This is a genomic window from Streptomyces sp. NPDC048211 (assembly GCF_043202315.1).
Taxonomy (GTDB): domain Bacteria; phylum Actinomycetota; class Actinomycetes; order Streptomycetales; family Streptomycetaceae; genus Streptomyces.
On sequence record NZ_JBIDAD010000004.1, the window covers coordinates 701,231 to 726,143 of the forward strand.

The following is a 24,913-nucleotide window of genomic DNA, read 5'->3' on the forward strand; positions in this document are numbered from 1 at the left end:
CGCTCCCCGAGCGGCCCCGCACCTCGCCCGCATCAGTCACAGGAGACGTCGTGGAAATCCTGGCATTCGGTGTGCAGTCCGACGAGAAGCCCCTGATCGAGAAGGCCTTCGCCGGGAAGCACGAGGTCCGGTGTCTGGACGTCTTCCTCACCCCGGACACCGCACCCATCGCGGCGGGCTACGAGATCGTCTCCACCAGTGTCAACGCCGACCTGGGCAGCCGCGTCCTGCAGACCCTCGCGGCCGGCGGCACGCAGATGATCGCCCAGCGTTCCACCGGCTTCAACAACATCGATCTGGACGTGGCCGAGCGCCTGGCCCTGCGGGTCGCCCGGGTCTCCTGGTACTCGCCCTACTCCGTCGCCGAATTCGCCTGGGCCCTCGCCATGGCGGCCAACCGCCGCATCGTGCGCGCCACGACCCGCACCCGGGACTTCGACTTCCGCCTCGACGGCCTCCTCGGCCGGGACATGCACGGCCGCACGGCCGGCATCATCGGCACGGGCAAGATCGGCGAGGCCTTCACCCGTATCGCCCATGGCTTCGGCATGAATCTGCTCGGCTGGGACGTCGCCGAGAACCCGGCCTGCGTGGAGCTCGGCATGCGCTACGTCGACAAGGAACAGCTCCTCGCCGAGTCCGACCTGATCAGCCTCCATGTCCCGCTGCTGCCCTCGACCCACCACATCATCGGCAAGGACGCCCTGGCCCACATGAAGGACGACGCGATCCTGATCAACTCCAGCCGCGGCGGACTGATCGACACCTCGGCGCTGGTCGGGGAGTTGCGGGCGGGCCGCTTCCTGGGGGTCGGACTCGACGTGTACGAGGCGGAGGCCGGGCTCTTCTTCCTCGACAAGTCCCTGGAAGGCGTCGACGACGACACCCTGGCCCGGCTCGTCACCTTCCCGAACGTCCTCGTCACCTCGCACCAGGCGTACTACACCGAGGACGCCCTGGGCCAGATCATCGCCGCCACGGTCCAGAACGTCGACGACTACCTGGCCGGACGCCGCAGCGAGAACGTACTGGTCCCGGCGCCGCCCGGACCCTGAGAACCTCCCCGGGGCCCGGGCGTCCGCGATGTCAGCCGCGCACCGGAAGTCCTGCCAGCAGTTCGCCCACGATCGTCGCGCCGCGCAGCGTCAGCACCGACTCCGGATGGAACTGCACCGAGGCGAAGCCGTCCCCGCGCAGCGCGTGCAGTTCCCCGGTCGCCGGGTCCAGACTCGCCTCGATGCCGTGTGCCGCCAGCTCGGTGGCCGCCGCGTCGTCGCAGCGCGCCGTGAAGCTGTTGTAGAAGCCGACGATCTCCGGGCGGCCGAACAGCTCGATCCGGGTCTGCGCGCCCTGGTACGGGACGGTCTTGCGGACGATGTCCAGCCCCAGCTCCGCCGCGATCAGTTCATGGCCCAGGCAGACTCCGAGCAGCCCGTGCCGGTGATCCCGTACGAGCTCCGCGGTCAGCGCCCGCAGCAGCCGCATCTTCGGATCGGCCGCGTCCCCCGGGTCCCCCGGCCCGGGGCCCAGCACGACGGGCCCCTCGTGCGCCCGTACCGCCTCGCGCAGCCCCGGCTCGTCGTAGCGGCGCACCGACACATCGAGGCCCGATGCGCGCAGCAGGTGCCCCAGCATCGAGGTGAACGTGTCCTCGCCGTCGACCACCAGCGCATGGCCGGACAGCGCGTCGGTGCGCTCCTGCATCCGCAGCCAGAAGGGCGCCAGCCCGTCCCGCCGGGCATCAAGCGCCGCCCGCACCCGCGGGTCGTCGGCCAGCCGCGGCCGCTCCTCCTCGGCGTGCGGCCGGCCCGGCCGCACGCCGAGGGCGGCCAGCACTCCGGCGGCCTTCGCATGGGTCTCGGCGACCTCGCTCTCCGGGTCGGAGTGGCGCACCAGCGTCGCCCCGACCGGTACCCGCAGCTCGCCCCCCGCCGAGATGTCGGCGGTCCGGATGAGGATCGGCGAGTCCAGCGTCTGCGCCCCGTCGGGCCCCTGCCGCAACAGGGCCAGCGCGCCCGCGTAGTAGCCGCGGCCGCCGGACTCGTACCGCTCGATGACGCGGCAGGCGTTCTGCACGGGGGAGCCGGTGACCGTCGCCGCGAACATGGTCTCCTTCAGCACCTCGCGCACATCCAGCGAGGAGCGGCCGCGCAACTCGTACTCCGTGTGCGCGAGATGGGCCATCTCCTTGAGCCGCGGCCCGATCACCACCCCGCCCATGTCGCCGACCGTGCACATCATCTTGAGTTCCTCGTCGACCACCATGGAGAGCTCCTCGGTCTCCTTGCGGTCGCCGAGGAAGGCCAGCAGGCTCTCGGCGGTCGGGCCCTCGGCGGGGTAGCGGTAGGTGCCGCTGATGGGATTCATCACGACGGTCCCGCCGGACATCCGCACATGCACCTCGGGGCTGGCACCGACCAGCGTCCTGTCCCCGGTATGGACGACGAACGTCCAGTACGCGCCCCGCTCGCCGGCCAGCAGCCGCCGGAACAGGGCCAGCGCGTCCGCCCGGCCGAAGGCCGGGATCTCGCCGCGGAAGGTCCGCCGGATGACGAAGTTCGCACCCTCGCCCCGGCCGATCTCGTCCTCGATGACCCGCCGTACCGTCCCCGCGTACTCCGTGTCGGACACGTCGAACGCTCCGTCCTCGACCCGCACCGCGTGGGCGGGCAGCGCGTCCAGCGTCGCGTCGAGCGGCAGTGCGTACGTCTCGTCCGCGACCAGCACGGCCAGGGGTGTGCCGTCGTCGCGGACGTCGAAGCCGCGCTCGGCGATCTGCCGGAACGGCACGAGGGCGAGGACGGGCTGTTCGCCGACGGGGATGTCCGCGAGCCTGTCGGCCTCCCGCACGCGGCCGATCAGCACCTCGACGGTGTCGTGGTCGTGGCCGGGCGTGCGCCTGCGCAGCAGGGCGAAGGGCGGGCAGTCGTCGCCGAGGAGTCTCTGGACGATCGGGTGCGGGGCGGTGTGCGGTGCCATCTGCGGTGTTCCTTCCACTGGTGTCAGCTGGGAGGAACGGCCCCGGACATGAGAAAGGCCGCCCCTCGGGCGGCCTCTGCGTCGGTGTGTACGCGCGATCAGTGGGCCGCTGGATGAGCGGTCCACCACCAGTTACGGGTCGAGTGCGCGAACATGCCCGTACCCTAACCCATGACCGGGGCACAGGAGGGCCCGTTGCGGGCGACCGGACGCCGTGCGGGGCGTCTCATCCGTTGAGCACCCGGAAAAGCACTGGACGCGACCCCGTAATGTGGGAGCCGTGACCGTGAACGCCAATACCTCCGTCGCCGGTGGCAACACCTGGCGAGACCTTCCCGCGGCGCAGCAGCCCGAGTACCCCGACTCCGAGGCCCTGCGCGATGTACTCGCGGACCTCGCGTCGTATCCGCCGCTCGTCTTCGCCGGCGAGTGCGACCAGCTGCGCGCCCGCATGGGAGCCGTCGCCAAGGGCGAGGCGTTCCTGCTGCAGGGTGGCGACTGCGCCGAGGCCTTCGACGCCGTGTCCGCCGAGCACATCCGCGCCAAGCTGAAGACGCTGCTCCAGATGAGCGCCGTCCTCACCTACGCGGCCTCCGTGCCCGTCGTCAAGGTGGGCCGGATCGCCGGTCAGTACTCCAAGCCGCGCTCCAAGCCGACCGAGACCCGCGACGGCGTGACGCTGCCGACCTACCGCGGCGACTCCGTCAACGGCTTCGCCTTCACCGAGGCCGAACGCATCCCGGACCCGGAGCGGCTGAAGCGGATGTACCACGCATCCGCCTCCACGCTGAACCTCGTCCGCGCCTTCACCACCGGCGGCTACGCCGACCTGCGCCAGGTGCACGCCTGGAACCAGGACTTCGTGAAGTCGTCCCCGTCCGGCCAGCGCTACGAGGCCCTGGCCCGCGAGATCGACAACGCGCTGAACTTCATGAAGGCGTGCGGGACGGACCCGGCCGAGTTCAAGGCCGTCGAGTTCTACGCCTCGCACGAGGCCCTGCTGCTGGACTACGAGTCGTCGCTGACCCGCGTCGACTCGCGGACCGGCCGGCTGTACGACACCTCGGCCCACATGGTGTGGATCGGTGAGCGCACCCGCCAGATGGACGGCGCGCACATCGAGTTCGCCTCGAAGATCCGTAACCCCATCGGCATCAAGCTCGGCCCGACGTCCACCGTCGACGAGGCCCTCGGCTACATCGAGCGCCTCGACCCCGAGCGCGAGCCCGGCCGGCTCACCTTCGTCGTCCGGATGGGCGCCGACAAGGTCCGCGACAAGCTCCCCGAGCTGGTCGAGAAGGTCACCGCCTCCGGCGCGACCGTGGCCTGGGTGACCGACCCGATGCACGGCAACACCTTCGAGGCCGCGTCCGGCCACAAGACCCGCCGCTTCGACGACGTCCTGGACGAGGTCAAGGGCTTCTTCGAGGTGCACAAGGGCCTCGGCACGCACCCGGGCGGCATCCACGTCGAGCTCACCGGTGATGACGTCACCGAGTGCGTCGGCGGCGGCCACGAGATCTTCGTGGACGACCTCCACCAGCGTTACGAGACGGCCTGCGACCCGCGGCTCAACCGCAGCCAGTCGCTGGACCTCGCGTTCCTGGTCGCCGAGATGTACCGGGACCAGTAGGCGTCACCGCGTGCAGCGCACGCATGACTGTGGGGCACGGATCGATGTGATCCGTGCCCCACAGGGCGTTCCGGGGCTTTTACGGGGCTTGAGCGGCGGGTAAGGTTAGGTTAGCCTCACCGATTATCGGGGCGGCAGCCACGACCCATCCCGTCGGGAGGTGAACCGCATGTACGTCTGCTCGTGCTTCGGCGTTACGGAGCAGCAGGTCAAGAAGCATGCGGAAGCGGGCGCCTGCACACCCCGCCAGATAGCCTCGGCCTGCAAGGCGGGGACCGACTGCGGCGGCTGTGTCCGTACCATCCAGGCGATGCTCGGCCGCGGCGCCTGTCCGCGGCGCGAGCTGCTGGACCAGAAGCGGACGCCGGGCACCGCTGACCGTCTCACGGCCGGCGCCGCTCCCGATGCCGATCAGGGCATCGCCCCCGGCACCGGCCCCGTTCCCGAACCGCTGCCGCTGCCCGACGCCGCCTGACCCCTGGCGGCCCGGTGCCGGTCAGCTCTCCGGCTGCTCGATCAGCTGCGCGATGTAGAGCGGCTCGCCGAGCTTCTCGACCAGTTCCAGCTGGGTGTCGAGATAGTCGATGTGGTGTTCTTCGTCGGCCAGGATCGACTCAAAGATGTTTGCGGACGTGATGTCGCCCTTGGCGCGCATCAGCTCGATGCCGCGCTTGAGGCGGTCGATCGCCTCCACCTCGACCTGGCGGTCGGCCTGGAACATCTCGGTGACCGTCTGGCCCACCCGTACATGGAAAAGCCGCTGGTAGTTCGGCAGCCCATCGAGGAAGAGGATGCGGTCGGTCAGGATCTCGGCGTGCTTCATCTCGTCGAAGGACTCGGAGCGCGTGTACTTCGCGAGCTTGGTCCAGCCGAAGTTGTCCTGCATCTTTGCATGCAGGAAGTACTGGTTGATAGCAGTCAATTCGGCGGTCAGCTGTTCGTTCAGGAACTCGAGGACCTCGGGGTCGCCCTGCATCGCAGAGGCTCCTTCCAACCGGTGAACTGGGTAAGTTGGCCGCATCCTCGCATCGCACCCGGTGGTCGTCCAGTAAGTGCACGCTTAGTACGAGTTGCCCGAAACGCCTCTGCCCTGGTCATGACCACCCCTGCCTGTCTGTCACCATGGAGACATGGGTCAGCCGGAAAGCCGGGAACACCGCGCAGCAGAGCAGTCCGAGCTTCCGCCGGGACAGCGTCTGCAGCGTGGCTGGCCGGTTACCCACTACGGGCCGGTGCCCAAGTTCAAGCCCGACCGCTGGGAGTTCCGGGTCTTCGGGGCCACGGCCGACGGCGAGAAGCACTGCTGGAACCATCAGGAGTTCTCCGCGCTGCCGTTCTCCTCGGTCGTCGCCGATCTGCACTGCGTGACCAAGTTCAGCATGCTCGGCGCCGAGTGGGGCGGAGTGCTCGCCCGTGACGTCGTGGCGCTCGCACCACCCGCGCCGCAGGTCACCCATGTGATGGTCTGGGCCGAGTACGGCTTCAGTTCGAACCTCCGGCTCGACGACTTCACCTCGGAGCGGGCCCTGTTCGCCACCCACAAGGGCGGCGAACTGCTCACCGCCGAACACGGTTTCCCGCTCCGGCTCGTCGTGCCGCACCTGTACGCCTGGAAGGGCCCCAAGTGGGTCCGGGGCATCGAGTACATGAGCGCCGACCGCCGTGGCTTCTGGGAGGAGCGCGGTTACCACAACATCGGCGATCCCTGGAAGGAACAGCGCTACTCCTACCAGGAAGAGCCCGGGGACGGCCCCGAGCTCTGATCCCGGCCGCGCCTTCCGCGCCGGCTCAGTGGTGGTACCGGTGCACGACCGCGTGCCCCTTGCCGCGCCCGATCATCCACTTGTTCACCGGTGTGGTGACGACGAAGGCGACGGCGAGCGAGATCGCCAGCGCTCCCCAGAACAGGACGTCGGAGAGCATCGCGTCCATCGCGCCCGGCCACAGGACGATCACCCCGTTGTCGATCAGCTCCATCACCGCGATCGAGAGCGTGTCGGCCGCGAGGGCGACCCGGAACGCCGTTCGGAAGTCGACGCCCGCCCTGAGGACGGACCGCAGCGTCAGCGTGTAGCCGAAGAAGAACGCCAGGACGATCGCGAGGATCATCGTGGGCACGTTGCCCCAGTCGAACGCGGTGCCGATCACCATGCCGAGGATCTCGCCGATGGCGCATCCGGTGAGGCAGTGGAGGGTCGCCCGGGCCGCCATCGCCCAGCTGACGCCGCCGGAACCGTGGTCGCTGTGACCGGTGGCCCGGTCGGGGTGGCCCGCATGGTGTATGTGCTGCGCGTGGTCCTGCATCGTGTTCCCCCAATGCCGAGGAGCGGTTCCTGCCGACAACACGAACCGTATACCCCCCAGGGGTATTCCTCAACGGGTGTCCGCCCGGTCAGCTCCCGCCGCGCAGCTCCTTCAACCGGGCCACGTCCGCGGCATGGCCCTCCTTGCCGCCCGGTGTCTCGATGATCAGGGGCACGCCCGCGGTGGCCGGATGGGAGAACAGCTCCCGGAACGGTTCCCGGCCGATGTGACCCGACCCGATGTTCTCGTGCCGGTCCTTGTGCGCCCCGGCCACGTCCTTGGAGTCATTGGCGTGGATCAGCTTCAGCCGGCCCTCGCCGACCGTCTCCACCAGCAGGTCCAGCGTCTGCTTCATGCCCGCCGGACCGGCCAGGTCGTGTCCCGCCGCGAAGATGTGGCAGGTGTCGAGGCAGACACCGAGCTTCGGATGGGCGTCGAGCGCGTCGAAGTACGGGCCGAAGTCCCAGGTCCGAGAACAGAGCGAATACCCCTGTCCGGCGGTCGACTCCAACAGCAGGAACGGGTCGTCGTCGTGGGTCAGCTCGTCCAGCAGCGGCCGCATGTGGGTACGCACCTGCGCCAGCGCCTCCTCGCGCGGCCGGCCGTTGGTCGCCGAGCCGGTGTGCACCACGACGCCCAGGGCCCCGATCCGGCGGGCCCGGCGCAGAGAGTGGCGCAGGGACTCCACGGACCTCTCGACGGTCGCCGGAGTGTGCGAGCCGAAGTTGATCAGATACGGGGCATGGACGTACGCCGGTATGGACTCGGCGGCGCACTCGGTGCGGAACAGCTCGTCCTGCGCCGGATTCCCGGGAGGGGTCGCCCAGCCGCGCGGATTGGCGACGAAGACCTGGACGGCCTCCGCGCCCATCTCGCGGGCGTAGGCCAGACCGACCTTGGCGAGGCCGCCGGCCACCGGAACGTGGCCGCCGACTGGGTTGCGCATACGGATCTACAGTCCCTTGGTCTTGATGGTGATGGTGCTGCCCTCGGGGGCCCGGTCGCCGCCGTCGACGGACTGGCTCGCGACGGTGTCGCTGAAGGAGAGGAACGGCCGGTCGACCTTGACCTCGAAGCCCGCGTCCTCCAGTTCGCTGCGGGCGTCGTCGACGTCCTTGCCGGTGACGTCCGGGACGTCGATCATCTGCGGGCCCTTGGAGACGGTCAGCGTGATGGTGTCGCCCTCGGCGGCCTCCTCGCCCTCGCCCGGTGACTGCTCGGCGATGTCGCCGGCGTCCTCGGGGGAGTTCACCCGGTCCGGCAGCACCTTGGCCTTCAGCCCCTCGTCGTCCAGCGCGGCGGTGGCGTCCTCGACGGAGAGACCGGTGACATCGGGGACGTCGACCGGGCTGCCCTGGGAGACCACGATCGCGACCGCGGAGTCCGGGTGGCGCTCGGCGCCCGCCTCGGGGTCCGTACGCACCACCTCACCGGCGGCCACGTCGTCACTGAACTCCTTGGTGGTCATGCCGGGCACGAGGCCCTTCTTCTCCAGCTGTCGCCTGGCCTCGGACAGCTTGAGGCCCTGGACATCGGGCACGGTCACGATCTCGGGACCGCGCGAGACGACCAGCGCCACGGAGTCGTTGCCCCGGATCCGCGCGCCCGACTTCGGGTCGCTGCTGATCACCGTGCCGCGGTCGACGGTGTCGCTGTAGGCCCGCCGCACGCCCTTGAGTTCGAGACCGGCCTTCGAGAGCCGCTCCTTGGCCGCCTTCTCGCTCTGGCCCAGCAGCGAGGGGACGTGGGTGAACTGCCCGGAGTTGATGTACCAGACGCCACCGCCGACCCCCAGGACCAGCAGCACGGCGAGGACCACCGCGATGAGACCGCGCCGCGGCGTCCCGCGGACCCCCGCGCGACGGCCCGGCGGCTGAGGGGGCGGCGGCGGGGGCATCTCCAGCCGACTGGTGTGGTGGGCGGTGCCCTGGTCCGGCGGCAGTACCCGGGGGATCACGCTCGTGCGGTCCTCGGCTTCGTCGCGCACCTCGGCAAGGGCCTGCGGCGGCACGGCGTCCAGCTGCGCGTCGGTCAGACCGGACCGGGCCTGCCGGGACTCGGCGAGCAGCGCCACCGCGTCGAACGGACGGACCTCCGGATTGCGGGCCGTGGCGCTCGCCACCAGTGCGTCGAGCTCGGTCGCGAGACCCGGGACCACGGCGGAGGGGGCGGGGACGTCCTCGTTGAGGTGCTGGTAGATGACCTGGGCGGGGGACTCGCCGGTGTGCGGCTTGGTGCCGGTCAGCATCTCGTACAGCACGACACCGCACGCGTACACGTCGGCGCGGGTGTCCGCGGTGCCGTGCTCGATCTGCTCGGGGGCGAGGTAGGAGACGGTGCCCAGGATGGACGTGGTGTTCGTGACCGAGCCCACGGCCCGGACCAGGCCGAAGTCGGCGACCTTGACCCGGCCGTCGTCGCCTATCAGCACGTTCTCCGGCTTCATGTCCCGGTGGACGAAGCCCGCCCGGTGCGCGGCGCCCAGGGCGGCGAGCACCGGCTCCAGGATGTCCAGCGCGGCCCGCGGCTGCAGGGCGCCCCGCTCGCGCAGCACATCGCGCAGCGTGCACCCCGCGACGTACTCCATCGCGAGGTAGACGTACTGCCCCTGGGCGCCCTGGTCGAAGACCGCGACCACATTGGGGTGCGCGAGCCGGGCCACCGACTTGGCCTCGCGGATGAAGCGCTCGACGAACGAGGCGTCGGTCGCGAGCGCCGGATGCATCACCTTGAGGGCGAGCACCCGGTCGAGCCGGGTGTCCATGGCCCGGTAGACCGTGGCCATGCCGCCCACGGCGATGCGGGCATCGACGCGGTAGCGGCCGTCGAGCAGCTGCCCGACGAGAGGGTCCTGGAGGGTCGTATCCACGGAGCCGAGTCTACGAGCCGCCGCGGACACGGCCGACTGGCGGAGCGGTCCCGGCTCCGTACTGCAGCCGAGCCGTGACAGGGACATGCGATTTCCTGGCACGGATCGGTCGGGGCACAGGGATCGGGGCGTGCCGCGTCAGGGACATGAGATCCACCACACGGACCGTCCGGGCCCGGGACTCAGAACGCCGGGCGCTCCGGATCCAGCACCGCCCGCCCCGCCGTCGGTGACGACGCCTCGGCGAAGTGGCGGCGGGGGATCCGCCCCGCGCGGTACGCGAGCCGTCCGCCCGCCACCGCGTGCCGCATCGCGCCGGCCATGAGCTCGGGTTCCTGGGCCCTGGTCACCGCCGACGCCAGCATCACGGCCGCGCACCCCAGCTCCATGGCGAGGGCCGCGTCCGACGCCGTGCCGGCGCCCGCGTCCAGGATCACGGGTACCCGCGCCTGCTCGACGATCAGCTGGAAGTTGTGCGGATTGCGGATGCCCAGACCCGAGCCGATGGGGGAGCCGAGCGGCATGATCGCCGCACACCCCACGTCCTCCAGCTTGCGGGCCAGCACCGGGTCGTCGTTCGTGTACGGGAGCACGGTGAATCCGTCGTCCACCAGCGTCTCCGCGGCGTCCAGCAGCTCGATGGGGTCCGGCAGCAGGGTGCGCTCGTCCGCCACCACCTCCAGCTTGACCCAGTCGGTGCCGAGCGCCTCGCGGGCGAGCCGGGCGGTGAGGACGGCCTCGCCCGCCGTGAAGCAGCCGGCCGTGTTCGGGAGCACGCGGATGGAGAGCCGCTCCAGGACGGAGAGCACGGAGCCCTGCACGGTCGGGTCGAGGCGGCGCATCGCCACGGTCGTCAGCTCGGTGCCGGAGGCGGTCAGGGACCGTTCCAGTACGTCCAGGCTGGGAGCCCCGCCCGTCCCCATGATCAGCCGGGAGCCGAAGACGGTGCCGCCGAGCGAGAAGAGGTCGTCGGACATGGGTCAGCCCCCCTGGACCGCGGTGAGGACCTCGACCCGGTCGCCGTCGCTGAGTGCGGCGGCGGGCCACTGGCCGCGCGGTACGACGGTCTCGTTCAGGGCGGCCGCGACGCCCGAGGGAGCACTGGTCAGCGAGGCGACCAGGACGTCCAGGGTGGTGCCCGGCGCGACGGCGAGGGCCTCGCCGTTCACGGAGACGGAAAGGGGGACGGGGAGCGGGACGGACACGGGGGTGGGCTCGGTCATGCGGGCTGCTCCTGAGGTACGGGGGCGGCGGCGGGTGAGAAGCGGCCGGGGGAGAAGGGGCGGGCCACCTCGGGCAGCTCGCCGCCCGCCAGCAGCTGCGCCATGGCGTCCCCGGTGACGGGGGTGAGCAGCACCCCGTTGCGGTGGTGGCCGGTGGCGAGGTGGAGGCCGCGCAGCGCGGTGGGCCCGAGGAGCGGGGCGTTGTCGGGGGAGGCGGGGCGCAGACCGGCGCGCGTCTCGGTGAGCGGCAGCTCGGTGATGCCTGGCACCAGTTCGTGCGCGTCGCGCAGCAGCTCGTACACACCGCCCGCCGTGACGGTGGTGTCCCAGCCCATCTCCTCGCTGGTGGCGCCGATGACCAGTTCGCCGTTCTCGCGCGGTACGAGATAGACATGGCTGCCCCGGACCACCGCCCGCACGGTGCGGGAGAGGAAGGGGGCGTACGTGGTGGGCACGGTCAGCCGCAGCACCTGGCCCTTCACCGGGCGGACCGGGGGCAGGACGTGCGCCGGCATCCCCGGGAGCCGGCCGCTCAGGCTGCCCGCGGCGAGTACGACCTGATCGGCACCGGCCCGCGTCCCGTCGGCCAGAACCGCTCCGACGGCCCGGTCACCCGTGACCGAGAGCCGCTCGGCCCGTTGGCGGTGGAGGACGACCCCGGCCCGTTCGCACGCAGTCAGCAGCGCGGCGGCCAGCCGTCGCGGGTCGACCTGGTGGTCGCCGTCGACCCGCAGTCCGCCGCGTATGCACGGCGCGAGCATCGGCTCCAGGCGACGGCACTCCCGGCCGGTGAGCCACTCCGACTCCAGGCCGGAGCGGCGTTGCAGGGCGTGGAGTTCCCGCAGATGGGCGCGGTCGTCGGCATCGAGCGCGACGGCCAGGGTCCCGCACGCGCGAAAGCCGATGTCCCGTCCGCTCGCCTCCTCCAGCTCGGCCGCGAACGCCGGATAGCGCGCGGCGGAGGCGACGTTGAGACCGAGCAGCATCTCCTCGCCGTAGTGGAGTTCGGTGACGGCGGCCAGCATTCCGGCAGCGACCTGGGCCGCGCCGCCGCCCGGTTCGGGATCGACGACCGCGGTGGCCAGGCCGCGCTGTGCGGCCCGCCAGGCGATCACCAGGCCGATGATGCCGCCCCCGATGACGAGGACGTCGGACCCGTTCGTACGGTGCGTGCCCATGGGCGTCCAGCCCCTCCCTTCGCCGGCATGACCCGGATCAGGTTCGTACGGTCGGAGGCCGCCCAGCCTCCCTCTCAGCCCGGTACGCCCGGGCTCCCGCGAGTGATGTGCACGGCCACCCTAAACCTCCGGCCCCCGCCGCCTGCAAGGGAGTGGATGCCTGAGCGGGGAAGGCGATCAGGTGGGCGCATCATGGGAACCAGCTTCCTGACGGGTCGTCAGGTGTTTAAGGTGGACGGGTGGACGAGCAGACCGGACCAGAGCAGACAGAGCCGCGGCAGCGCCGCCGCGTCGTGATCGCCGGAGCGGGCATGGCGGGCGTGCAGACCGCGGTGGCGCTGCGCGAACAGGGCTTCACCGGCCCCGTCACGCTGATCGGCGCCGAACCGCACCAGCCCTACGACCGGCCCCCGCTGTCCAAGGCGGTCCTCCTCGGCAAGGCCGAGGGCTCGGCCTTCGACATCGACTTCGAGGCGCTGGACATCACCCTGCGGCTCGGCCTCGACGTGACCGCGGTGCGCGCCGCCGACCACGAGCTGGACACCCCGGACGGGCCCGTGCCCTACGACGTCCTGGTCGTCGCCACCGGCGCCGAGCCCCTGGTGCTGCCCGGCACCGAGGGCATCCCGGGCGTCCACCTCCTGCGCACGCTGGACGACGCCGCCCGGCTGCGGCCGGTGCTCGAACGGCAGCACGACGTCGTGGTCGTCGGCGCGGGCTGGATCGGCGCCGAGTTCGCCACCGCGGCGCGTGCGGCCGGCTGCGCCGTCACCGTCGTCGAAGCGGCCGAACGCCCGCTCGCCGGCGCTCTGCCCGCCGAGGTCGCCGCGCCCATGGCCGGCTGGTACGCCGAGATCGGCGCCGGACTCCTGACCGGTGCCCGGGTCGACCGGGTCGAATCGGGCCGCGTGGTGCTGGCGGACGGCCGCGCGATCCCGGCGGACGCGGTCGTGGTCGGCATCGGTGCCCGGCCCGCGACCGGCTGGCTGGCCGGATCGGGGATCGAGCTCGGCCCGGACGGATCGGTGACCGCCGACGCGTCGCTGCGCACCTCGCTGCCCGATGTGTACGCGGTCGGGGACTGCGCCTCGTTCCCCTCGGCCCGGTACGGCGAGCGGCTGCTCGTGCACCACTGGGACAACGCCCTCCAGGGGCCCCGGACCGTCGCGGCCGCCGTCATCGCTCCCGGGGGCGACGGACCGCCTCCGGCCTACGACCCCGTGCCCTACTTCTGGTCCGAGCAGTTCGGCCGCTTCGTGCAGTACGCGGGCCATCACACGGGCGCCGACACCCTGGTGTGGCGCGGCGACCCGGCCGAACCGGCGTGGACGGTGTGCTGGCTGCGTGCCGGAGCGCTCGTCGCCGTACTGGCGGTCGGCCGTCCGCGCGATCTGGCGCAGGGGCGCCGACTCGTCGAATCGGGCGTGCAGCTCGCCCCCGAGCGGGTCGCCGACCCCTCCGTGCCCCTGAAATCGGCCACGCTCTGATGGCGTATCCGGCCCCCGTACGGTCGGCCCGGGTACCGACTGTCGGTCCGGGATGGCACGCTTGTCCCCGTGACCGAGATTGACGCAAAGATCGATGCTCTCGTCCCCGACTGGCTCCACCTTCCCGACATCGCCGAAATGCTCGATGTCGAGGTGACGCGTGTGCGCCAGCTGGTCAAGGAGGGCCAGCTCATCGCCGTACGACGTGGTGAGAACAGGGCGCTCCAGGTGCCTGCCGCCTTCATCGACGGCGACAAGGTGGTCAAGGGCCTTTCGGGGACCCTGACGCTCCTGAGGGACGACGGCTACTCCGACACGGAGATGCTGGAATGGCTCTTCACGCCCGACCCGAGCCTGCCGGGCACGCCCGCGCAGGCGCTGAGTGAGAATCGCGGCACGGAGGTGAAGCGCCGGGCCCAGGCGCTCGCCGTCTGACCGACAGCCGCACCGCGGATGCGGGCCGCACATCGCGGCCCGCACTCCGCGCGGCACCACCGACCCACCGCCATCGCCTTCCCCGGGGGGAACCGCACCATGTCCACGCCTCGCGCGCTGCTGTCCGACGCCCGGCTCTACCTGTGCACGGACGCCCGCCGGCGCCAGGGTGACCTTCCCGCATTCCTCGACGCGGTCCTCTCCAGCGGTGTGGACATCATCCAGCTGCGCGACAAGGGCATGGAGGCGGCCGAGGAGCTCGAACACCTGGCGCTCTTCGCCGACGCCTGCAAGCGCCACGGCAAGCTCCTCGCGGTCAACGACCGGGCCGATGTCGCCCACGCCATCGGTTCCGACGTGCTGCACCTGGGCCAGGGCGACCTGCCCGTCCGGGCCGCCCGCGCGATCATCGGCCGTGACGTGGTCATCGGCCGCTCCACCCATGCCGAGTCCGAGGTCGACGCGGCCGTCACCGAGCCGGGCGTGGACTACTTCTGCACCGGGCCCTGCTGGCCCACCCCCACCAAGCCGGGCCGGCACGCGCCCGGCCTGGACCTCGTGCGTTACGCCGCCTCGCTCGCCCCCGCCCGTCCGTGGTTCGCCATCGGCGGGATCGACGCGGGCAACCTCGACCAGGTCCTGGACGCCGGAGCACGCCGGGTCGTCGTCGTGCGGGCCGTCACCGAGGCGTCCGATCCGGCCGCCGCCGCCGCCGGGCTGGCGGGAAGGATCAGGGACCGCGCCGGGGCGTGAACCGGAGGCGCGAGCGGGGTCCCGTTCGGGACAGGAGTGTCCGAAGCGTGGACAATCATCGGGCAATCAAGCCAAATCGCCCCAGTTCGGTTGGGTGCCCGCCGCGCCCTGGTTAACCTGCCGGTATGGCCCTTGGCACACCCTCCACCAGGACAGATCACGCGCGCACCGTGCGTGAGATGCTCGACACCGGCAAGACCTCGTACTCCTTCGAGTTCTGGGCGCCCAAGACCGAGAAGGGCGAGCGGAACCTCTGGAACGCGCTGCGCCGGGTCGAGGCGGTGGGACCGAGCTTCGTCTCCGTGACGTACGGGGCCGGCGGATCCACCCGGGCCGGGACGGTGAAGGCGACCCAGGACATCGCCGCCGAGTCCACGCTCACCCCGGTCGCGCACCTCACGGCGGTCAACCACTCCATCGCCGAGCTGCGCAACATGGTCGGCCAGTACGCGGACGCCGGAATCCGGAACATCCTCGCCGTGCGCGGAGACCCGCCGGGCGACCCGATGGGCCCGTGGGTCGAGCACCCGCAGGGTGTGCGGTACGCGGCGGACCTGGTCCGGCTGATCAAGGAATCCGGCGATTTCTGTGTCGGTGTCGCGGCATTCCCGGAGATGCATCCGCGGTCCGCCGACTGGGACACCGACATTCGGCATTTCGTGGACAAGTGCCGCGCCGGTGCGGACTATGCGATCACGCAGATGTTCTTCGATCCCGAGGATTATCTGCGTATGCGTGACCGGGTGGTCGCTGCGGGTTGCCACACCCCGATCATTCCTGAGGTGATGCCCGTGACGAGCGTCCGGCAATTGGAGAGATTCGCCCAGCTCAGCAACGCGACGCTGCCCGCGGACCTGAAAGAACGCATCCTCGCCGCCACGGACGATCCCGCCGCTGTACGCTCCATTGGCATCGACTTCGCAACGCGGTTCTGCGCGAAGCTGCTCTCCGAAGGTGTGCCCGGACTGCACTTCATCACGTTGAACAACTCGACGGCGACGCTCGAAATCTACGAAAATCTCGGACTGCACAAGCAGTCGTGACCGGCCGTACCCGCCACGCTCCGGGGCGGCGGCCGTAGAAGGGGGCGGGCATGGGCTGGACGGTCCTCTACATCGCGTTCGGCATCGTTGCGCTCTGGCTGCTCGGCGAGGTGCTGCTGCAGTACAAGGCACGTCTGCGCTGGCGTCTGCTCGCCTTCACCGGCTTCGTCGGTGTCGTCATCGGTGTCCTGATGCCCTCCGTGTTCGTCATCGCCATCGGGGCGATCGCCTTCGCGACGGGCCAGACATACGTCACGCTCTCCTTCCGACGCGGCTTCTCGACCGGCTGGGCCATAGGGGGCAGCCCCGGGGAGAGCCGACGCCGCCGCGGCGGCGGCGGTGACCGCGAGCCCACACTCCAGGTCTCGGAGCTGGAGATGGAGTACGACCCCGAGACGTCGGCCCTGCCGGAGGCCGCACCGCAGCCCGCGGCGGCCGAGGTCTACGCGCCGGAGCCGCTGCCCGACGACACCGGGCAGTACGGCGTCTACACCGATCACCGGCCGCAGCAGGAGCACCAGCAACACCAGCAACACCAGCAGGAACAGCATCAGCAGCCGCAGTACGACGCGTACCCCGACTACTCCGCGTACCCGGCCCAGGGCGAGGAATCCCCCTACGCGGGAGCGGGCCAGGACACCTATGCGGGAGCCGGCCAGTACGACTACGGCACGGACCAGCAGCAGTACGCCGCGTACTCCGACCCGTACATCGGCACCACCGCGAGCACTCCGCAGTACGGCGCGTACGGGAACTACGGGAACGAGGCGGGCTACGACAGCTACGGCGGCAACCAGCAGTTCGCCGATCCGTACGCCCAGCCCCAGCCCCAGTCGTACGCCCCCGAGACCCCGCCGGGGGGCGTCTGGGTGCCGCAGCAGCGCGAGGGCGAGCAGTACCCGCCGGAGCAGCCCGCCCAGCCGGCGCCGTATCCGAACGGCTACGACACGGGCTACAACGAGCAGTACCGCTACTGAGCCTGATCGGCCGGCCGTTCGGGCCTGCCGATCGCGTCCTCGCCCGCGGCACTCACTGCGAGCCGCGGAACCCGTCCCCCTCGACGACGATCCCCGCGACCAGCGCCCCCGACATGCCCGCGTGTGCGGGACCGCCGCCCGGATGCGACCAGCCGCCCGCCAGGAGCAGTCCCGGCAGCCGGGTGCGGTTGGCCGCGTGGAGGTAACCGCCCCCGGCACCCGCCAGCGCGGGGGCCGGAACCGCGCCGCCCTCCGCGCCGGTCCCGGTCTCGGTCTCCGCGGGCGTCCGCACCTCCATGCGGAGCACCCGGTCCCGCAGGCCCGGCACGGCCGCGCTCGCGGTGTCGATCAGGGTGTCCGCGTACCGCGCCCGCACCGCCCCGTCCGTCCAGTCCACCGGGCCGTGCGGGGCGACCGTCGCCATCAGCGTCACGGCCTCGTGGGCCTCGTCTGGGCGGGTGGCGGGATCATCGGGGCGCAGCACCGTCACCGTGGGGTGCGCGGCGAGCCGCCCGCCGAACACCGCCTCGCGCTCGGCCGCCCCGTCGGCCGGATGCACCAGCGTCCGGTGCGCGGTGTCCGCGGGCCGGGCGCCGCGCAAGGACAGCAGGACCAGGAACCGGCCCGTCGGGCCGGATCCCTCCGGGCGGGGCTGCACCGTCACATCGCCGTCCTGCCAGAGCTCCTGAACGGGCATCAGGCCGGGGTGCGGCCGGGCTCCCAGCACCACGTGAGCCGCCTCCGCGACCGTGCCGTCCGCCAGCTCCACGCCCGCCGCCCGGCCGTCCTTCTCCAGGACCCGGGCCACCTCGGCGCCGAAGACGAACTCCACCTTCCGGGCCAGGCACCGCTCGTACACCGCCTGCGCCAGCGCCCGCATGCCTCCGGAGACGTACCAACTGCCGAACGTCTCCTCCATGTACGGCAGCAGGGCCGTGCTCGCCGGGGCGTGCAGCGGATCGAGGCCGTACGACAGCGCGTACCCGTCCAGCAGGGCGGCCAGCCGGGGATCCGCCAGCTCCCATGAGCCGACCTCCGCCACCGTGCCGGCCCGGCGAGCCGAGCGCAGCAGCCGCCGCCGGACCGCCGCCGGATACGGATCGCGGGCCAGCGCCTGCCAGTCGGGGCGCAGGGGCTCCTCCAGCAGGGGCCGCCGGGACCGGTCCCACGCGTCCCGGGCCCGGTCGAGGAACGCGCTCCAGCTCCCGCCCGCGCCGCCGCCGAGTGCGGCGTCCAGGGCCGCGACGGTGCCGGCCCGCGAGGCGTTCGGCAGGGACACGTCGGTGCCGTCCGCGAAGACATGGCGGCTCGCCGGATCGACCTGGGTCAGGGTGACGCACCGCTCCAGCGGCTCCTTGCCGGTCTTCACGAACAGGTCGCGGTAGACGGCGGGCAGATGGAGCAGGCCGGGGCCCGTGTCGAACGTGAAGCCGTCCAGGACATGGCGGCCCACCGAGCCGCCGAACGTCTCCGAACGCTCGTACACCGTCACACGGTGGCCGGCCACGGCCAGCCGGGCCGCCGCCGACATCGCGCCCAACCCGGCGCCGATCACCGCAATACGTGCCATGGCTGCGACTTTAGAGCATCCGGAAATCGGGGGCGGAGCCGCTGGAGCGGCCACGCGCACCTGCGGTGTCGTCGTCCCTCACCGGGGTTCTGCCAGGGCTCCGGCAGGGTTCGGTTCTCCGCCCCGAGGCTGCACGCACCCGGTGCCGCTCCTCACCCGCGCCCGGTCCCGGACGCCCTCGACGCCTGCTGCCGACAGCTCAGCCGTCGGGCCGGTGGAAGGCGGATCAGCCGTCGGGCCAGTGGGACGCGGAGCCGGCCAGCCGCTTCTCCTCGCGTCGTTGCGCTCTGCGGCGCAGGAACCGACGGATCCGGGAGGCCAGGAAGACCAGTATCACCAGGCCGAGCACCAGCAGCACCGCAGCGATGGAGGCCGCGATCCACGGATGGAATATGGCGAAGGTGACGACTCCGGCGACGCCCAGGTCCTCGGCCGTGCTCACGGCGATATTGCTGAACGGCTCGGGGGAGGTGTTGACCGCCATCCTGGTGCCCGCCTTCACCAGATGGCTCATCAGCGCGGTGGAACCACCGATGGCTCCCGCGGCGAGCTCCGGCAGCGAACCGCTGTCGCCCGCGAGCAGCGCCGCGACGACCGCCCCGGCGACCGGCCTGATGACGGTGTGCGCCGTGTCCCAGACCGAGTCCACGTACGGGATCTTGTCCGCCACCACCTCGCACAGGAAGAGCACACCGGCCACGATCAGGACGTCGGTGCGCTGCAGCGAGGCCGGCACCTCGTCGGTCACTCCGGTCGCGCCGAAGATGCCGAGCAGGAGGACCACCGCGTAGGCGTTGATCCCGCTCGCCCAGCCACTTGTGAACACCAGAGGGAGTACGGACACGGGGGCGATCGTAGCCAGGGGGCGTACGGGAGCGGGAGGGCGCGGGTGCGCACGTCTGAGTACCCGTACCTAGGAGGTGAGATGAGTAGGGACGCGGATGGGCCGCGACCTGCGGGAACGGCAGAGTGGGGACCACGGAAGGGGCGCTGCGCCGGTACCGCCGGCACGGGGCGGCGGAGCGGGCGCGGCACTCCTTCCGAACGGGGGTGCGCGGCGGAGGACTCGGGACCACGGGGGAACACGGGGGTCACGGGGGAAGGTCCTCCGGCAGCACGCAAGCGCCGGTCGGGCGAGGCTCGGGGGGATCGAGCCCCGTCGGACCGGCGTCTTCGGCTGTCCCGGGCCGCCGGGTACCGGGCGGATCCGTGCTCAGCGCCCGCTGACCCGCCCGTGCAGCAGCAGCGACAGCGCGGAGTGCACGTCGTCGATCGACCGCTCCGGCTGGAACGCCTGCCAGTCCAGCGCCGCCACCAGCACCATGCCGACCAGCGCGGCGGCCGTCAGCGGGATGTCGATCTCCTCGCTCAGCTCGCCGCCCGCGACGCCCTCCCTGAGCACGCCCTCGACCACGGCGACGGCCTCCTGACGGACCACCAGCAAGGTGGCCTGCCAGGCGCGGTTGGTGCGCCACAGCTCGGCCACGTACAGCTGGGTGAAGGCCGGGTAGCGGTCGATGAAGACCAGACCGGCCCGGATCATGGCGTCCAGCGCCTCGACCCGGCTGCCACCGCGCGCGTCGGTCTCCTCCGCCGCCGTACGCAGCGAGGAGGTGAGCAGCCCCACGCCGTGGCGCAACAGCTCCTCGAAGAGCTCGGTCTTGCTCTTGAAGTTGTAGTACACCGTGCCCTTGGCGACCCCGGCACGCTCGGCGATCTCGTCCACCGTGGTCGCCGAGAAACCCTTCTCGGCGATGAGGGTCACGGCCGCTTCGTAGAGCTTCTGCCGGGTGGCCTGGCGGCGTGTGGCGCTACTGCTTTCCATGCTCCTGATTCTCACAGGTCCCGGAGCGCTCACAGACTCAGCTCCGGATGCAGCCGGTCCAGGGTCCACATCTGCTTGCGGCGCGCGGAGACGGCGGTCAGCGCGAGGGCCCCCGCGGTGAAGGCCACCAGGACCGCGCAGCCCTGCCAGACCGGGCCGAGTCCACCGCCGGTGATCAGCCTGCGCAGGCCCTCGACGATGTAGCTCATCGGCAGGTAGGGATGGATCGCGTTGAAGAAGCCGGGACTCGTCTGCACGGGGTACGTACCGCCGGCCGAGGTCAGCTGAAGCATCAGCACGGCGAGGACGAGGATGCGGCCCGCCGCCCCGAACCGGGCGTTCAGCCACTGCACGATCGCGCCGAAGCAGCAGGTGACCAGGGCCAGGAAGCCGATCGTTCCGGCGGCGTGGGCCATCTGCAGACCGAGCCCCCAGTGCAGTACGGACATCAGCGCGGCCACCTGGAGCAGACCGATCGCCGCCACCGGCAGCCAGCCCGCGAAGGCGATCCGCCAGGCCGGTGCCCCGGCGGCCAGGGCACGCCGGTTGAGCGGCTGGATCAGCATGTACGCCACCATCGCGCCGACCCAGAGGGAGAGCGGGATGAAGTAGGGGGCGAAACCGGTGCCGTAGTTCGGGGCCGCGTGCAGCGACTGGGAGGCCAGCTGTACGGGGTCGGCCATGACTCCCGTACGCGCGTCGCGGTCCTTCTTGTCGTAGTCGGGGATCTTGTCCACGCCGTCGGTGAGCCCCTGGGCGAGCGTCGCCGAACCGTCACCGAGCCGGATCATGCCGCTGTCCAGGCTCGTCGCCCCCTTCTTGAGGTCGCCGACCCCGGTGTTCAGCTCGGCGGAGCCCGTTCTGGCGGTGGCCAGCCCGGTGTGCAGCCGGTCAGCGCCCTTGGCGACCTTGTGGGCGCCGGTGTTGAGCGCGTTGACCTTCTTGACGGCGCTCTCCAGGTCCTCGTCCAGGTGCGGCGAGCGCTCGGCGAGGGCGTCGGCCTGTTTCTGCAGGGTCGTCAGCTGGGAGCGCAGCTCCTTCAGGTCCCCGTTCTGGTTCTTGACCAGCACGTTCACGTCGTCGGCCACGGCGGCGACATCGGCCGCCGCCGTCACGGCCCGCTTCAGCGGAGCGCAGACCGCGGGATCGGGGAGCGGCTGCTCCACGCACCGGGTGCGGTGGACTTCGGTGAGGTCGTCGGAGGCCGTGTGCGCGGCGGTGGCGGCGGTGGGCGCCGCCTTCACGAGCAGGTCGAGGTTGTCCCGTACGGTCTGCGAGGAGTCGGCGACGAGCCGGGCCGTGTCACCGATCGTCTTGCCGTTGTCCTTCAGGAAGGGGCGGACGTCCGCGGCCACCCCGTTGACCTTGTCGGCGAGCAGCTGGGTGCCGTCGGCGACCTGGCGCGAGCCGGTCTCCAGGTCGCCCGCGCCCTTGTTCAGCTGGACGATGCCGGTGGCCAGCCGGCTGCTGCCGGCCTTCGCGTCCTTCAGCCCGTCCGCGAGGTCCTTCGAGCCCTTCTTGGCCTTGCCGATCCCGCCCTTGAGGTCAAAGGCGCCCTTGGCCGCCTTCGCCGTCGCGTCGTGGAGATCGGAGAAGTTGATGAAGATCCGGTCGAGGAAGCTCCGGGAGGCGTTGGTCGACGCGGCGGTGCGGACCTCGGAGAAGACCGTCCGGGAGATCTGGCCGACGATGTAGTTGTTCGCGTCGTTGGTGCGCACCTGGAGCGCACCCGTCTCGGGGGAGTCGCCGGCGCTGGAGGCGATGCGCTTGCTGAAGTCCGAAGGCATCGTCAGCGAGAGGTAGTACGTACCGTCCTCGACACCCTTGTGCGCCTCGGCGGCGCTCACCTCGTGCCAGTCGAAGACCTCGGAGTCGAGCAGCTTGCCGGTGATCTCGTCCCCGGCGGCGAGACGCCTGCCTTCGGCCGTGGCGCCCTTGTCGTCATTGACGAGCGCGACGGGGATGCGGTCGAGGCGGCCGTACGGGTCCCAGAAGGACCACAGGTACAGCGCGCCGTAGAGCAGCGGCAGCAGCAGGAGCGCGGCCAGTGCGGCGCGCGGCAGCTTCCCCCTGCCGAAGCGCCTGAGCTCAAGCGTGGCCAGTCCCGGCGAACGCATCGGCCGTCCCTTCCTCGTGTACCGGGGCGGCCGGCGGCGCGGGCTCCCCGTCGATGTCTGTCGGGTCCGCCGCTCCGGTGGAGCCGGTACGCACGGTGACCGCGTCCTCGGGAGCCTGGCTGCACACGGCCAGCACGGTCGTGCCGTCGGCGGCGAGCGAGCGCAGCAGCTCCCAGGCCGTCGCACGTTCCGCGTCGGAGAGTTTGAGGTCGGTGTCGTCCACCGCGAGGAGGCGCGGCCGGCCGGTCAGCGCGAGGGCGACGGAGAGCCGCAGCGCCTCCAGGCGCTCCAGATCCCGTACGGAGGTCCGCTCCGCCTTGGGCAGGGCGGAGAGGTCGAGCCCGGCTGCCTCCAGGGCGCCGTCGATGAGGGTCCGGGCTGTGGCGGCCCGCTCGCGGCGCGGCCGCAGCAGGGTGCGCAGCGAGCCGTCGAAGCGGCGCTGCAGCAGCGCGCGTTCACGCAGGTGCTCGGCGACGGTCAAGGCCGGGTCGAGCTCGCTGACCCCGGGCACCGGCCCCAGGCCCGCGATACGGCGTACGGCGGCGGCCCGGCGCGGCAGGCGCAGGCCGCCGGCCGAGGCCTCGCCCTCGGTGGGGCGCATCCGGCCGGTGAGGGCGAGCAGCAGGCAGGTGCGGCCGGAACCGGAAGGCCCCTCGATCGCGGTCAGGGACCCGGGGGCGGCGCTGAACGTCACGTCCCTGAAGGCCCATCCGCGCGGCCCCTCCAGGCCGAGACCGTCGGCGGTGACAGCTGCCCCGCGCGGGCTGTCCGGACTGTCCGGGCTGTCCACTGGCCCTCCCCATCGTCTTCGTGCCGGGTCTTGGTGCCGGGTTTGGTGCGGGGCTTGGTGCGGGGTCTTCGCCCCGAGCCTTGTGCCCATAGCTTTTGCACTGACCGGTCAGTTCAAAAAGGTAGCCCGAACTTGCGGTCGTGGCAAAAGACCAGGTCGGAGCGGGATTCGGGTCGATTGTCAGTGGGGGCCGTCACGATGGATACAGACGGCCACGAAGCCGTTACGAGACAGGAGGTTCTGTCATGGCCCACTCGTCCGCAGCAGCCGCTCCGCGACGCCGCGCAGACGGCCCTGCCCCCTCACCGACCGGTCCGGCACACGACGTCCACCCCGTACTCCGGCGCACCACGGCGCCGCCCGCCGCTCTCGATCTCCTCGCCCAGGCCCACGCCGGCCTCGAAGAGGCAGCTGTTCTCGACGTACCGAACGAGCGCTACGCCACCGCCCACCTCGCGGCGCTGCGCACGGCCGCCGCGGTGCTCGCCGTCCGGGGGCGCCCCGAGACCTCCCGCCGGCGCCGGGAGAGGATCCGCAGCGCCTGGGAGGTCCTGCCGGAAATCGCCCCCGAGCTCACCGAGTGGAGCGCCCTGTTCGCCTCCGGCGCCCGTCGCCGGGCGCGGGCGGAAGCGGGCATACCCGGTGCGGCCGGCCGGCGGGACGCGGACGATCTGCTGCGCGACGCGGCGATGTTCCTTCGCCTGGTGGAGCGGCTGCTGGTGCTCCAGCCGGTCCTTCCGCAACCCCGGGGAGAGCGCTCCGACGCGGGATGACGGTGGCGGCGGTGCGAGGCAATAGGGTGGACGCGACCTATCGCCCGCCGTTCACGCTCCGCCGTCAGCGACGGCACCGTGCCGAGGAGACAACTGCCGTGTCGGACCAGCTGCGCCCCCGTGCCTCCCTTCGTACCGCCGTGGTCTGGGAGGTCCTCAAGGACGCTCTCGACCGCCAGGTCAAGGCGACCGGCAGGGACGTCCTGGACGTGCTGGACACGGGTGGCGGTACGGGCAACTTCGCCGTGCCCGTCGCGCGGCTGGGCCACCGGGTCACCGTCGTCGATCCCAGCCCCAACGCGTTGTTCGCGCTGGAGCGCCGCGCGGCTGAGGCCGGGGTCGCCGACCGGGTCAGCGGGGTCCAGGGCGACATCCTCGGCCTGTTCGACGTGGTCGGGCGCGGTGGCTACGACGCGGTGCTCTGCCACGGGGTCCTGGAGTACGTGGACGACCCCGCCGAGGGCGTGCGGCACGCGGTGGAGGCGCTCCGTCCGTCCGGCGCGCTCAGCCTGCTCGCGGCCGGGCTCGGCGGCGCGGTCCTGGCCCGGGCGCTCGCCGGTCACTTCACCGAGGCCCGGCACGCGCTGAGCGACCCGGCCGGCCGCTGGGGCGAGGGCGACCCGGTGCCGCGTCGGTACACGGCGGATCAGCTCACCGAGCTCGTCGAGGGCGCGGACGTCGAGGTCGGCGCCGTCCACGGGGTACGCGTCTTCGCCGACCTGGTGCCGGGCGTCCTGGTGGACACCGAGCCCGGCGCGATGGAAGCCCTGCTCAAGCTGGAGACGGCGGCTGCCGAGCTGCCGGCGTTCCACTCGGTGGCGACCCAGCTGCACGTCCTGGGCACCAGGCGGGCCTGAGAGGCCGCCCGATCGCGACCGCAGCGCGGCTGATCAGCAACGCAGCTGCAGACGGAGTACGCCCCAGCAGCCCCGATCAGGGCCTCGGCCCCGTATGATC

At 71.7% G+C, this 24,913-nt stretch carries 25 protein-coding genes and 1 riboswitch; of the genes, 11 read left to right on the forward strand and 14 right to left on the reverse strand.

The features are described 5' to 3' along the window. Positions 1–50: 50 nt before the first annotated feature. Positions 51–1,055 (forward strand): 2-hydroxyacid dehydrogenase, encoded by a 1,005-nt coding sequence (locus ACGFZA_RS19390; RefSeq protein WP_385279366.1) that lies wholly within the window; start codon positions 51–53, stop codon positions 1,053–1,055. A gap of 31 nt (positions 1,056–1,086) precedes the next feature. Here ACGFZA_RS19390 and ACGFZA_RS19395 read toward each other — a convergent pair whose 3' ends face one another. Continuing rightward, positions 1,087–2,979: an anthranilate synthase family protein gene (locus tag ACGFZA_RS19395; protein ID WP_393680446.1), complete on the reverse strand. Its 1,893-nt coding sequence runs from the start codon at positions 2,977–2,979 to the stop codon at positions 1,087–1,089. Positions 2,980–3,077: 98 nt separating this feature from the next. Further along, positions 3,078–3,134, reverse strand: a complete 57-nt coding sequence (locus ACGFZA_RS19400) for a trp operon leader peptide (RefSeq protein WP_073735655.1) — start codon at positions 3,132–3,134, stop codon at positions 3,078–3,080. A gap of 131 nt (positions 3,135–3,265) precedes the next feature. On the opposite strand from ACGFZA_RS19400, the gene ACGFZA_RS19405 reads away from it, so the two are divergent. Further along, positions 3,266–4,612: a class II 3-deoxy-7-phosphoheptulonate synthase gene (locus tag ACGFZA_RS19405; RefSeq protein WP_393680448.1), complete on the forward strand. Its 1,347-nt coding sequence runs from the start codon at positions 3,266–3,268 to the stop codon at positions 4,610–4,612. Between the two features lie 169 nt (positions 4,613–4,781). After that, a complete protein-coding gene (locus ACGFZA_RS19410; RefSeq protein ID WP_393680450.1) occupies positions 4,782–5,087 on the forward strand; it encodes a bacterioferritin-associated ferredoxin in 306 nt (101 codons plus the stop codon). A gap of 21 nt (positions 5,088–5,108) precedes the next feature. On the opposite strand, the gene bfr is transcribed toward ACGFZA_RS19410, so the two are convergent. After that, entirely contained in the window at positions 5,109–5,588 is a 480-nt protein-coding gene (gene bfr / locus ACGFZA_RS19415; protein WP_073735557.1) for a bacterioferritin, read from the reverse strand. A gap of 154 nt (positions 5,589–5,742) precedes the next feature. Between bfr and ACGFZA_RS19420 the strand changes: the two genes are divergently transcribed. Next, entirely contained in the window at positions 5,743–6,375 is a 633-nt protein-coding gene (locus ACGFZA_RS19420; RefSeq protein ID WP_385279375.1) for a sulfite oxidase-like oxidoreductase, read from the forward strand. 25 nt (positions 6,376–6,400) lie between these two features. On the opposite strand, the gene ACGFZA_RS19425 is transcribed toward ACGFZA_RS19420, so the two are convergent. The 6 genes from ACGFZA_RS19425 to thiO all read right to left on the reverse strand — a co-directional run bounded on the left by ACGFZA_RS19425 (position 6,401) and on the right by thiO (position 12,186). Then, complete coding sequence (locus tag ACGFZA_RS19425; protein WP_393680452.1) at positions 6,401–6,916, reverse strand: DUF4396 domain-containing protein; 516 nt, start codon at positions 6,914–6,916, stop codon at positions 6,401–6,403. 88 nt (positions 6,917–7,004) lie between these two features. Then, positions 7,005–7,862: a deoxyribonuclease IV gene (locus ACGFZA_RS19430; protein WP_385279380.1), complete on the reverse strand. Its 858-nt coding sequence runs from the start codon at positions 7,860–7,862 to the stop codon at positions 7,005–7,007. Between the two features lie 6 nt (positions 7,863–7,868). Further along, complete coding sequence (gene pknB / locus ACGFZA_RS19435; RefSeq protein ID WP_385279383.1) at positions 7,869–9,785, reverse strand: Stk1 family PASTA domain-containing Ser/Thr kinase; 1,917 nt, start codon at positions 9,783–9,785, stop codon at positions 7,869–7,871. Positions 9,786–9,967: 182 nt separating this feature from the next. Further along, positions 9,968–10,762 (reverse strand): thiazole synthase, encoded by a 795-nt coding sequence (locus ACGFZA_RS19440; RefSeq protein ID WP_393680455.1) that lies wholly within the window; start codon positions 10,760–10,762, stop codon positions 9,968–9,970. Between the two features lie 3 nt (positions 10,763–10,765). Continuing rightward, positions 10,766–11,008, reverse strand: coding sequence for a sulfur carrier protein ThiS (gene thiS / locus ACGFZA_RS19445; protein WP_385279388.1), 243 nt, complete (start codon positions 11,006–11,008; stop codon positions 10,766–10,768). Further along, a complete protein-coding gene (gene thiO / locus ACGFZA_RS19450) occupies positions 11,005–12,186 on the reverse strand; it encodes a glycine oxidase ThiO (protein ID WP_385279391.1) in 1,182 nt (393 codons plus the stop codon). The genes thiS and thiO overlap by 4 nt, the downstream gene beginning before the upstream one ends. After that, positions 12,184–12,296: riboswitch (TPP riboswitch) on the reverse strand. (Overlaps the previous gene by 3 nt.) A gap of 129 nt (positions 12,297–12,425) precedes the next feature. On the opposite strand from thiO, the gene ACGFZA_RS19455 reads away from it, so the two are divergent. The 5 genes from ACGFZA_RS19455 to ACGFZA_RS19475 all read left to right on the forward strand — a co-directional run bounded on the left by ACGFZA_RS19455 (position 12,426) and on the right by ACGFZA_RS19475 (position 16,881). Further along, positions 12,426–13,673 (forward strand): NAD(P)/FAD-dependent oxidoreductase, encoded by a 1,248-nt coding sequence (locus ACGFZA_RS19455; RefSeq protein ID WP_385279393.1) that lies wholly within the window; start codon positions 12,426–12,428, stop codon positions 13,671–13,673. 69 nt (positions 13,674–13,742) lie between these two features. Continuing rightward, complete coding sequence (locus tag ACGFZA_RS19460) at positions 13,743–14,108, forward strand: Rv2175c family DNA-binding protein (protein ID WP_385279396.1); 366 nt, start codon at positions 13,743–13,745, stop codon at positions 14,106–14,108. A 99-nt stretch (positions 14,109–14,207) separates the two neighbouring features. After that, positions 14,208–14,861, forward strand: a complete 654-nt coding sequence (gene thiE / locus ACGFZA_RS19465) for a thiamine phosphate synthase (RefSeq protein ID WP_385279399.1) — start codon at positions 14,208–14,210, stop codon at positions 14,859–14,861. A 125-nt stretch (positions 14,862–14,986) separates the two neighbouring features. Continuing rightward, entirely contained in the window at positions 14,987–15,904 is a 918-nt protein-coding gene (gene metF / locus ACGFZA_RS19470) for a methylenetetrahydrofolate reductase [NAD(P)H] (protein ID WP_385279402.1), read from the forward strand. Positions 15,905–15,954: 50 nt separating this feature from the next. Then, the gene (locus tag ACGFZA_RS19475; protein WP_385279405.1) at positions 15,955–16,881 is read left to right on the forward strand and encodes a hypothetical protein; all 927 of its coding nucleotides are present in this window, start codon (positions 15,955–15,957) and stop codon (positions 16,879–16,881) included. 52 nt (positions 16,882–16,933) lie between these two features. Here ACGFZA_RS19475 and ACGFZA_RS19480 read toward each other — a convergent pair whose 3' ends face one another. The 5 genes from ACGFZA_RS19480 to ACGFZA_RS19500 form a co-directional block, all read right to left on the reverse strand. Further along, a complete protein-coding gene (locus ACGFZA_RS19480) occupies positions 16,934–18,451 on the reverse strand; it encodes a phytoene desaturase family protein (protein ID WP_393680460.1) in 1,518 nt (505 codons plus the stop codon). 226 nt (positions 18,452–18,677) lie between these two features. After that, entirely contained in the window at positions 18,678–19,295 is a 618-nt protein-coding gene (locus tag ACGFZA_RS19485; RefSeq protein ID WP_385279411.1) for a DUF4126 domain-containing protein, read from the reverse strand. 369 nt (positions 19,296–19,664) lie between these two features. Beyond that, positions 19,665–20,276, reverse strand: coding sequence for a TetR/AcrR family transcriptional regulator (locus ACGFZA_RS19490; RefSeq protein ID WP_385279413.1), 612 nt, complete (start codon positions 20,274–20,276; stop codon positions 19,665–19,667). Between the two features lie 29 nt (positions 20,277–20,305). Next, on the reverse strand, positions 20,306–22,393 hold the full coding sequence (locus ACGFZA_RS19495) for a YhgE/Pip family protein (protein WP_385279417.1): 2,088 nt from the start codon (positions 22,391–22,393) through the stop codon (positions 20,306–20,308). Next, positions 22,365–23,183, reverse strand: coding sequence for an ATP-binding cassette domain-containing protein (locus ACGFZA_RS19500; protein WP_393680464.1), 819 nt, complete (start codon positions 23,181–23,183; stop codon positions 22,365–22,367). Before ACGFZA_RS19500 ends, ACGFZA_RS19495 begins: the two co-directional genes overlap by 29 nt. Before the next feature lie 245 nt (positions 23,184–23,428). Between ACGFZA_RS19500 and ACGFZA_RS19505 the strand changes: the two genes are divergently transcribed. Both ACGFZA_RS19505 and ACGFZA_RS19510 read left to right on the forward strand, forming a co-directional pair. Then, positions 23,429–23,956, forward strand: coding sequence for an SAV_6107 family HEPN domain-containing protein (locus ACGFZA_RS19505; protein ID WP_385279424.1), 528 nt, complete (start codon positions 23,429–23,431; stop codon positions 23,954–23,956). Between the two features lie 98 nt (positions 23,957–24,054). After that, positions 24,055–24,813, forward strand: a complete 759-nt coding sequence (locus tag ACGFZA_RS19510) for a class I SAM-dependent methyltransferase (RefSeq protein ID WP_385279427.1) — start codon at positions 24,055–24,057, stop codon at positions 24,811–24,813. Positions 24,814–24,913: the final 100 nt, after the last annotated feature.

Coding starts and splice junctions, on each gene's coding strand:
- ACGFZA_RS19395 (WP_393680446.1), bottom strand. CDS start 2,979: ATGGCACCGCACACCGCCCCGCACCCGATCGTCCAGAGACTCCTCGGC.
- ACGFZA_RS19410 (WP_393680450.1), top strand. CDS start 4,782: ATGTACGTCTGCTCGTGCTTCGGCGTTACGGAGCAGCAGGTCAAGAAG.
- bfr (WP_073735557.1), bottom strand. CDS start 5,588: ATGCAGGGCGACCCCGAGGTCCTCGAGTTCCTGAACGAACAGCTGACC.
- ACGFZA_RS19420 (WP_385279375.1), top strand. CDS start 5,743: ATGGGTCAGCCGGAAAGCCGGGAACACCGCGCAGCAGAGCAGTCCGAG.
- ACGFZA_RS19425 (WP_393680452.1), bottom strand. CDS start 6,916: ATGCAGGACCACGCGCAGCACATACACCATGCGGGCCACCCCGACCGG.
- ACGFZA_RS19430 (WP_385279380.1), bottom strand. CDS start 7,862: ATGCGCAACCCAGTCGGCGGCCACGTTCCGGTGGCCGGCGGCCTCGCC.
- ACGFZA_RS19440 (WP_393680455.1), bottom strand. CDS start 10,762: ATGTCCGACGACCTCTTCTCGCTCGGCGGCACCGTCTTCGGCTCCCGG.
- thiS (WP_385279388.1), bottom strand. CDS start 11,008: ATGACCGAGCCCACCCCCGTGTCCGTCCCGCTCCCCGTCCCCCTTTCC.
- thiO (WP_385279391.1), bottom strand. CDS start 12,186: ATGGGCACGCACCGTACGAACGGGTCCGACGTCCTCGTCATCGGGGGC.
- thiE (WP_385279399.1), top strand. CDS start 14,208: ATGTCCACGCCTCGCGCGCTGCTGTCCGACGCCCGGCTCTACCTGTGC.
- metF (WP_385279402.1), top strand. CDS start 14,987: ATGGCCCTTGGCACACCCTCCACCAGGACAGATCACGCGCGCACCGTG.
- ACGFZA_RS19475 (WP_385279405.1), top strand. CDS start 15,955: ATGGGCTGGACGGTCCTCTACATCGCGTTCGGCATCGTTGCGCTCTGG.
- ACGFZA_RS19480 (WP_393680460.1), bottom strand. CDS start 18,451: ATGGCACGTATTGCGGTGATCGGCGCCGGGTTGGGCGCGATGTCGGCG.
- ACGFZA_RS19490 (WP_385279413.1), bottom strand. CDS start 20,276: ATGGAAAGCAGTAGCGCCACACGCCGCCAGGCCACCCGGCAGAAGCTC.
- ACGFZA_RS19495 (WP_385279417.1), bottom strand. CDS start 22,393: ATGCGTTCGCCGGGACTGGCCACGCTTGAGCTCAGGCGCTTCGGCAGG.
- ACGFZA_RS19505 (WP_385279424.1), top strand. CDS start 23,429: ATGGCCCACTCGTCCGCAGCAGCCGCTCCGCGACGCCGCGCAGACGGC.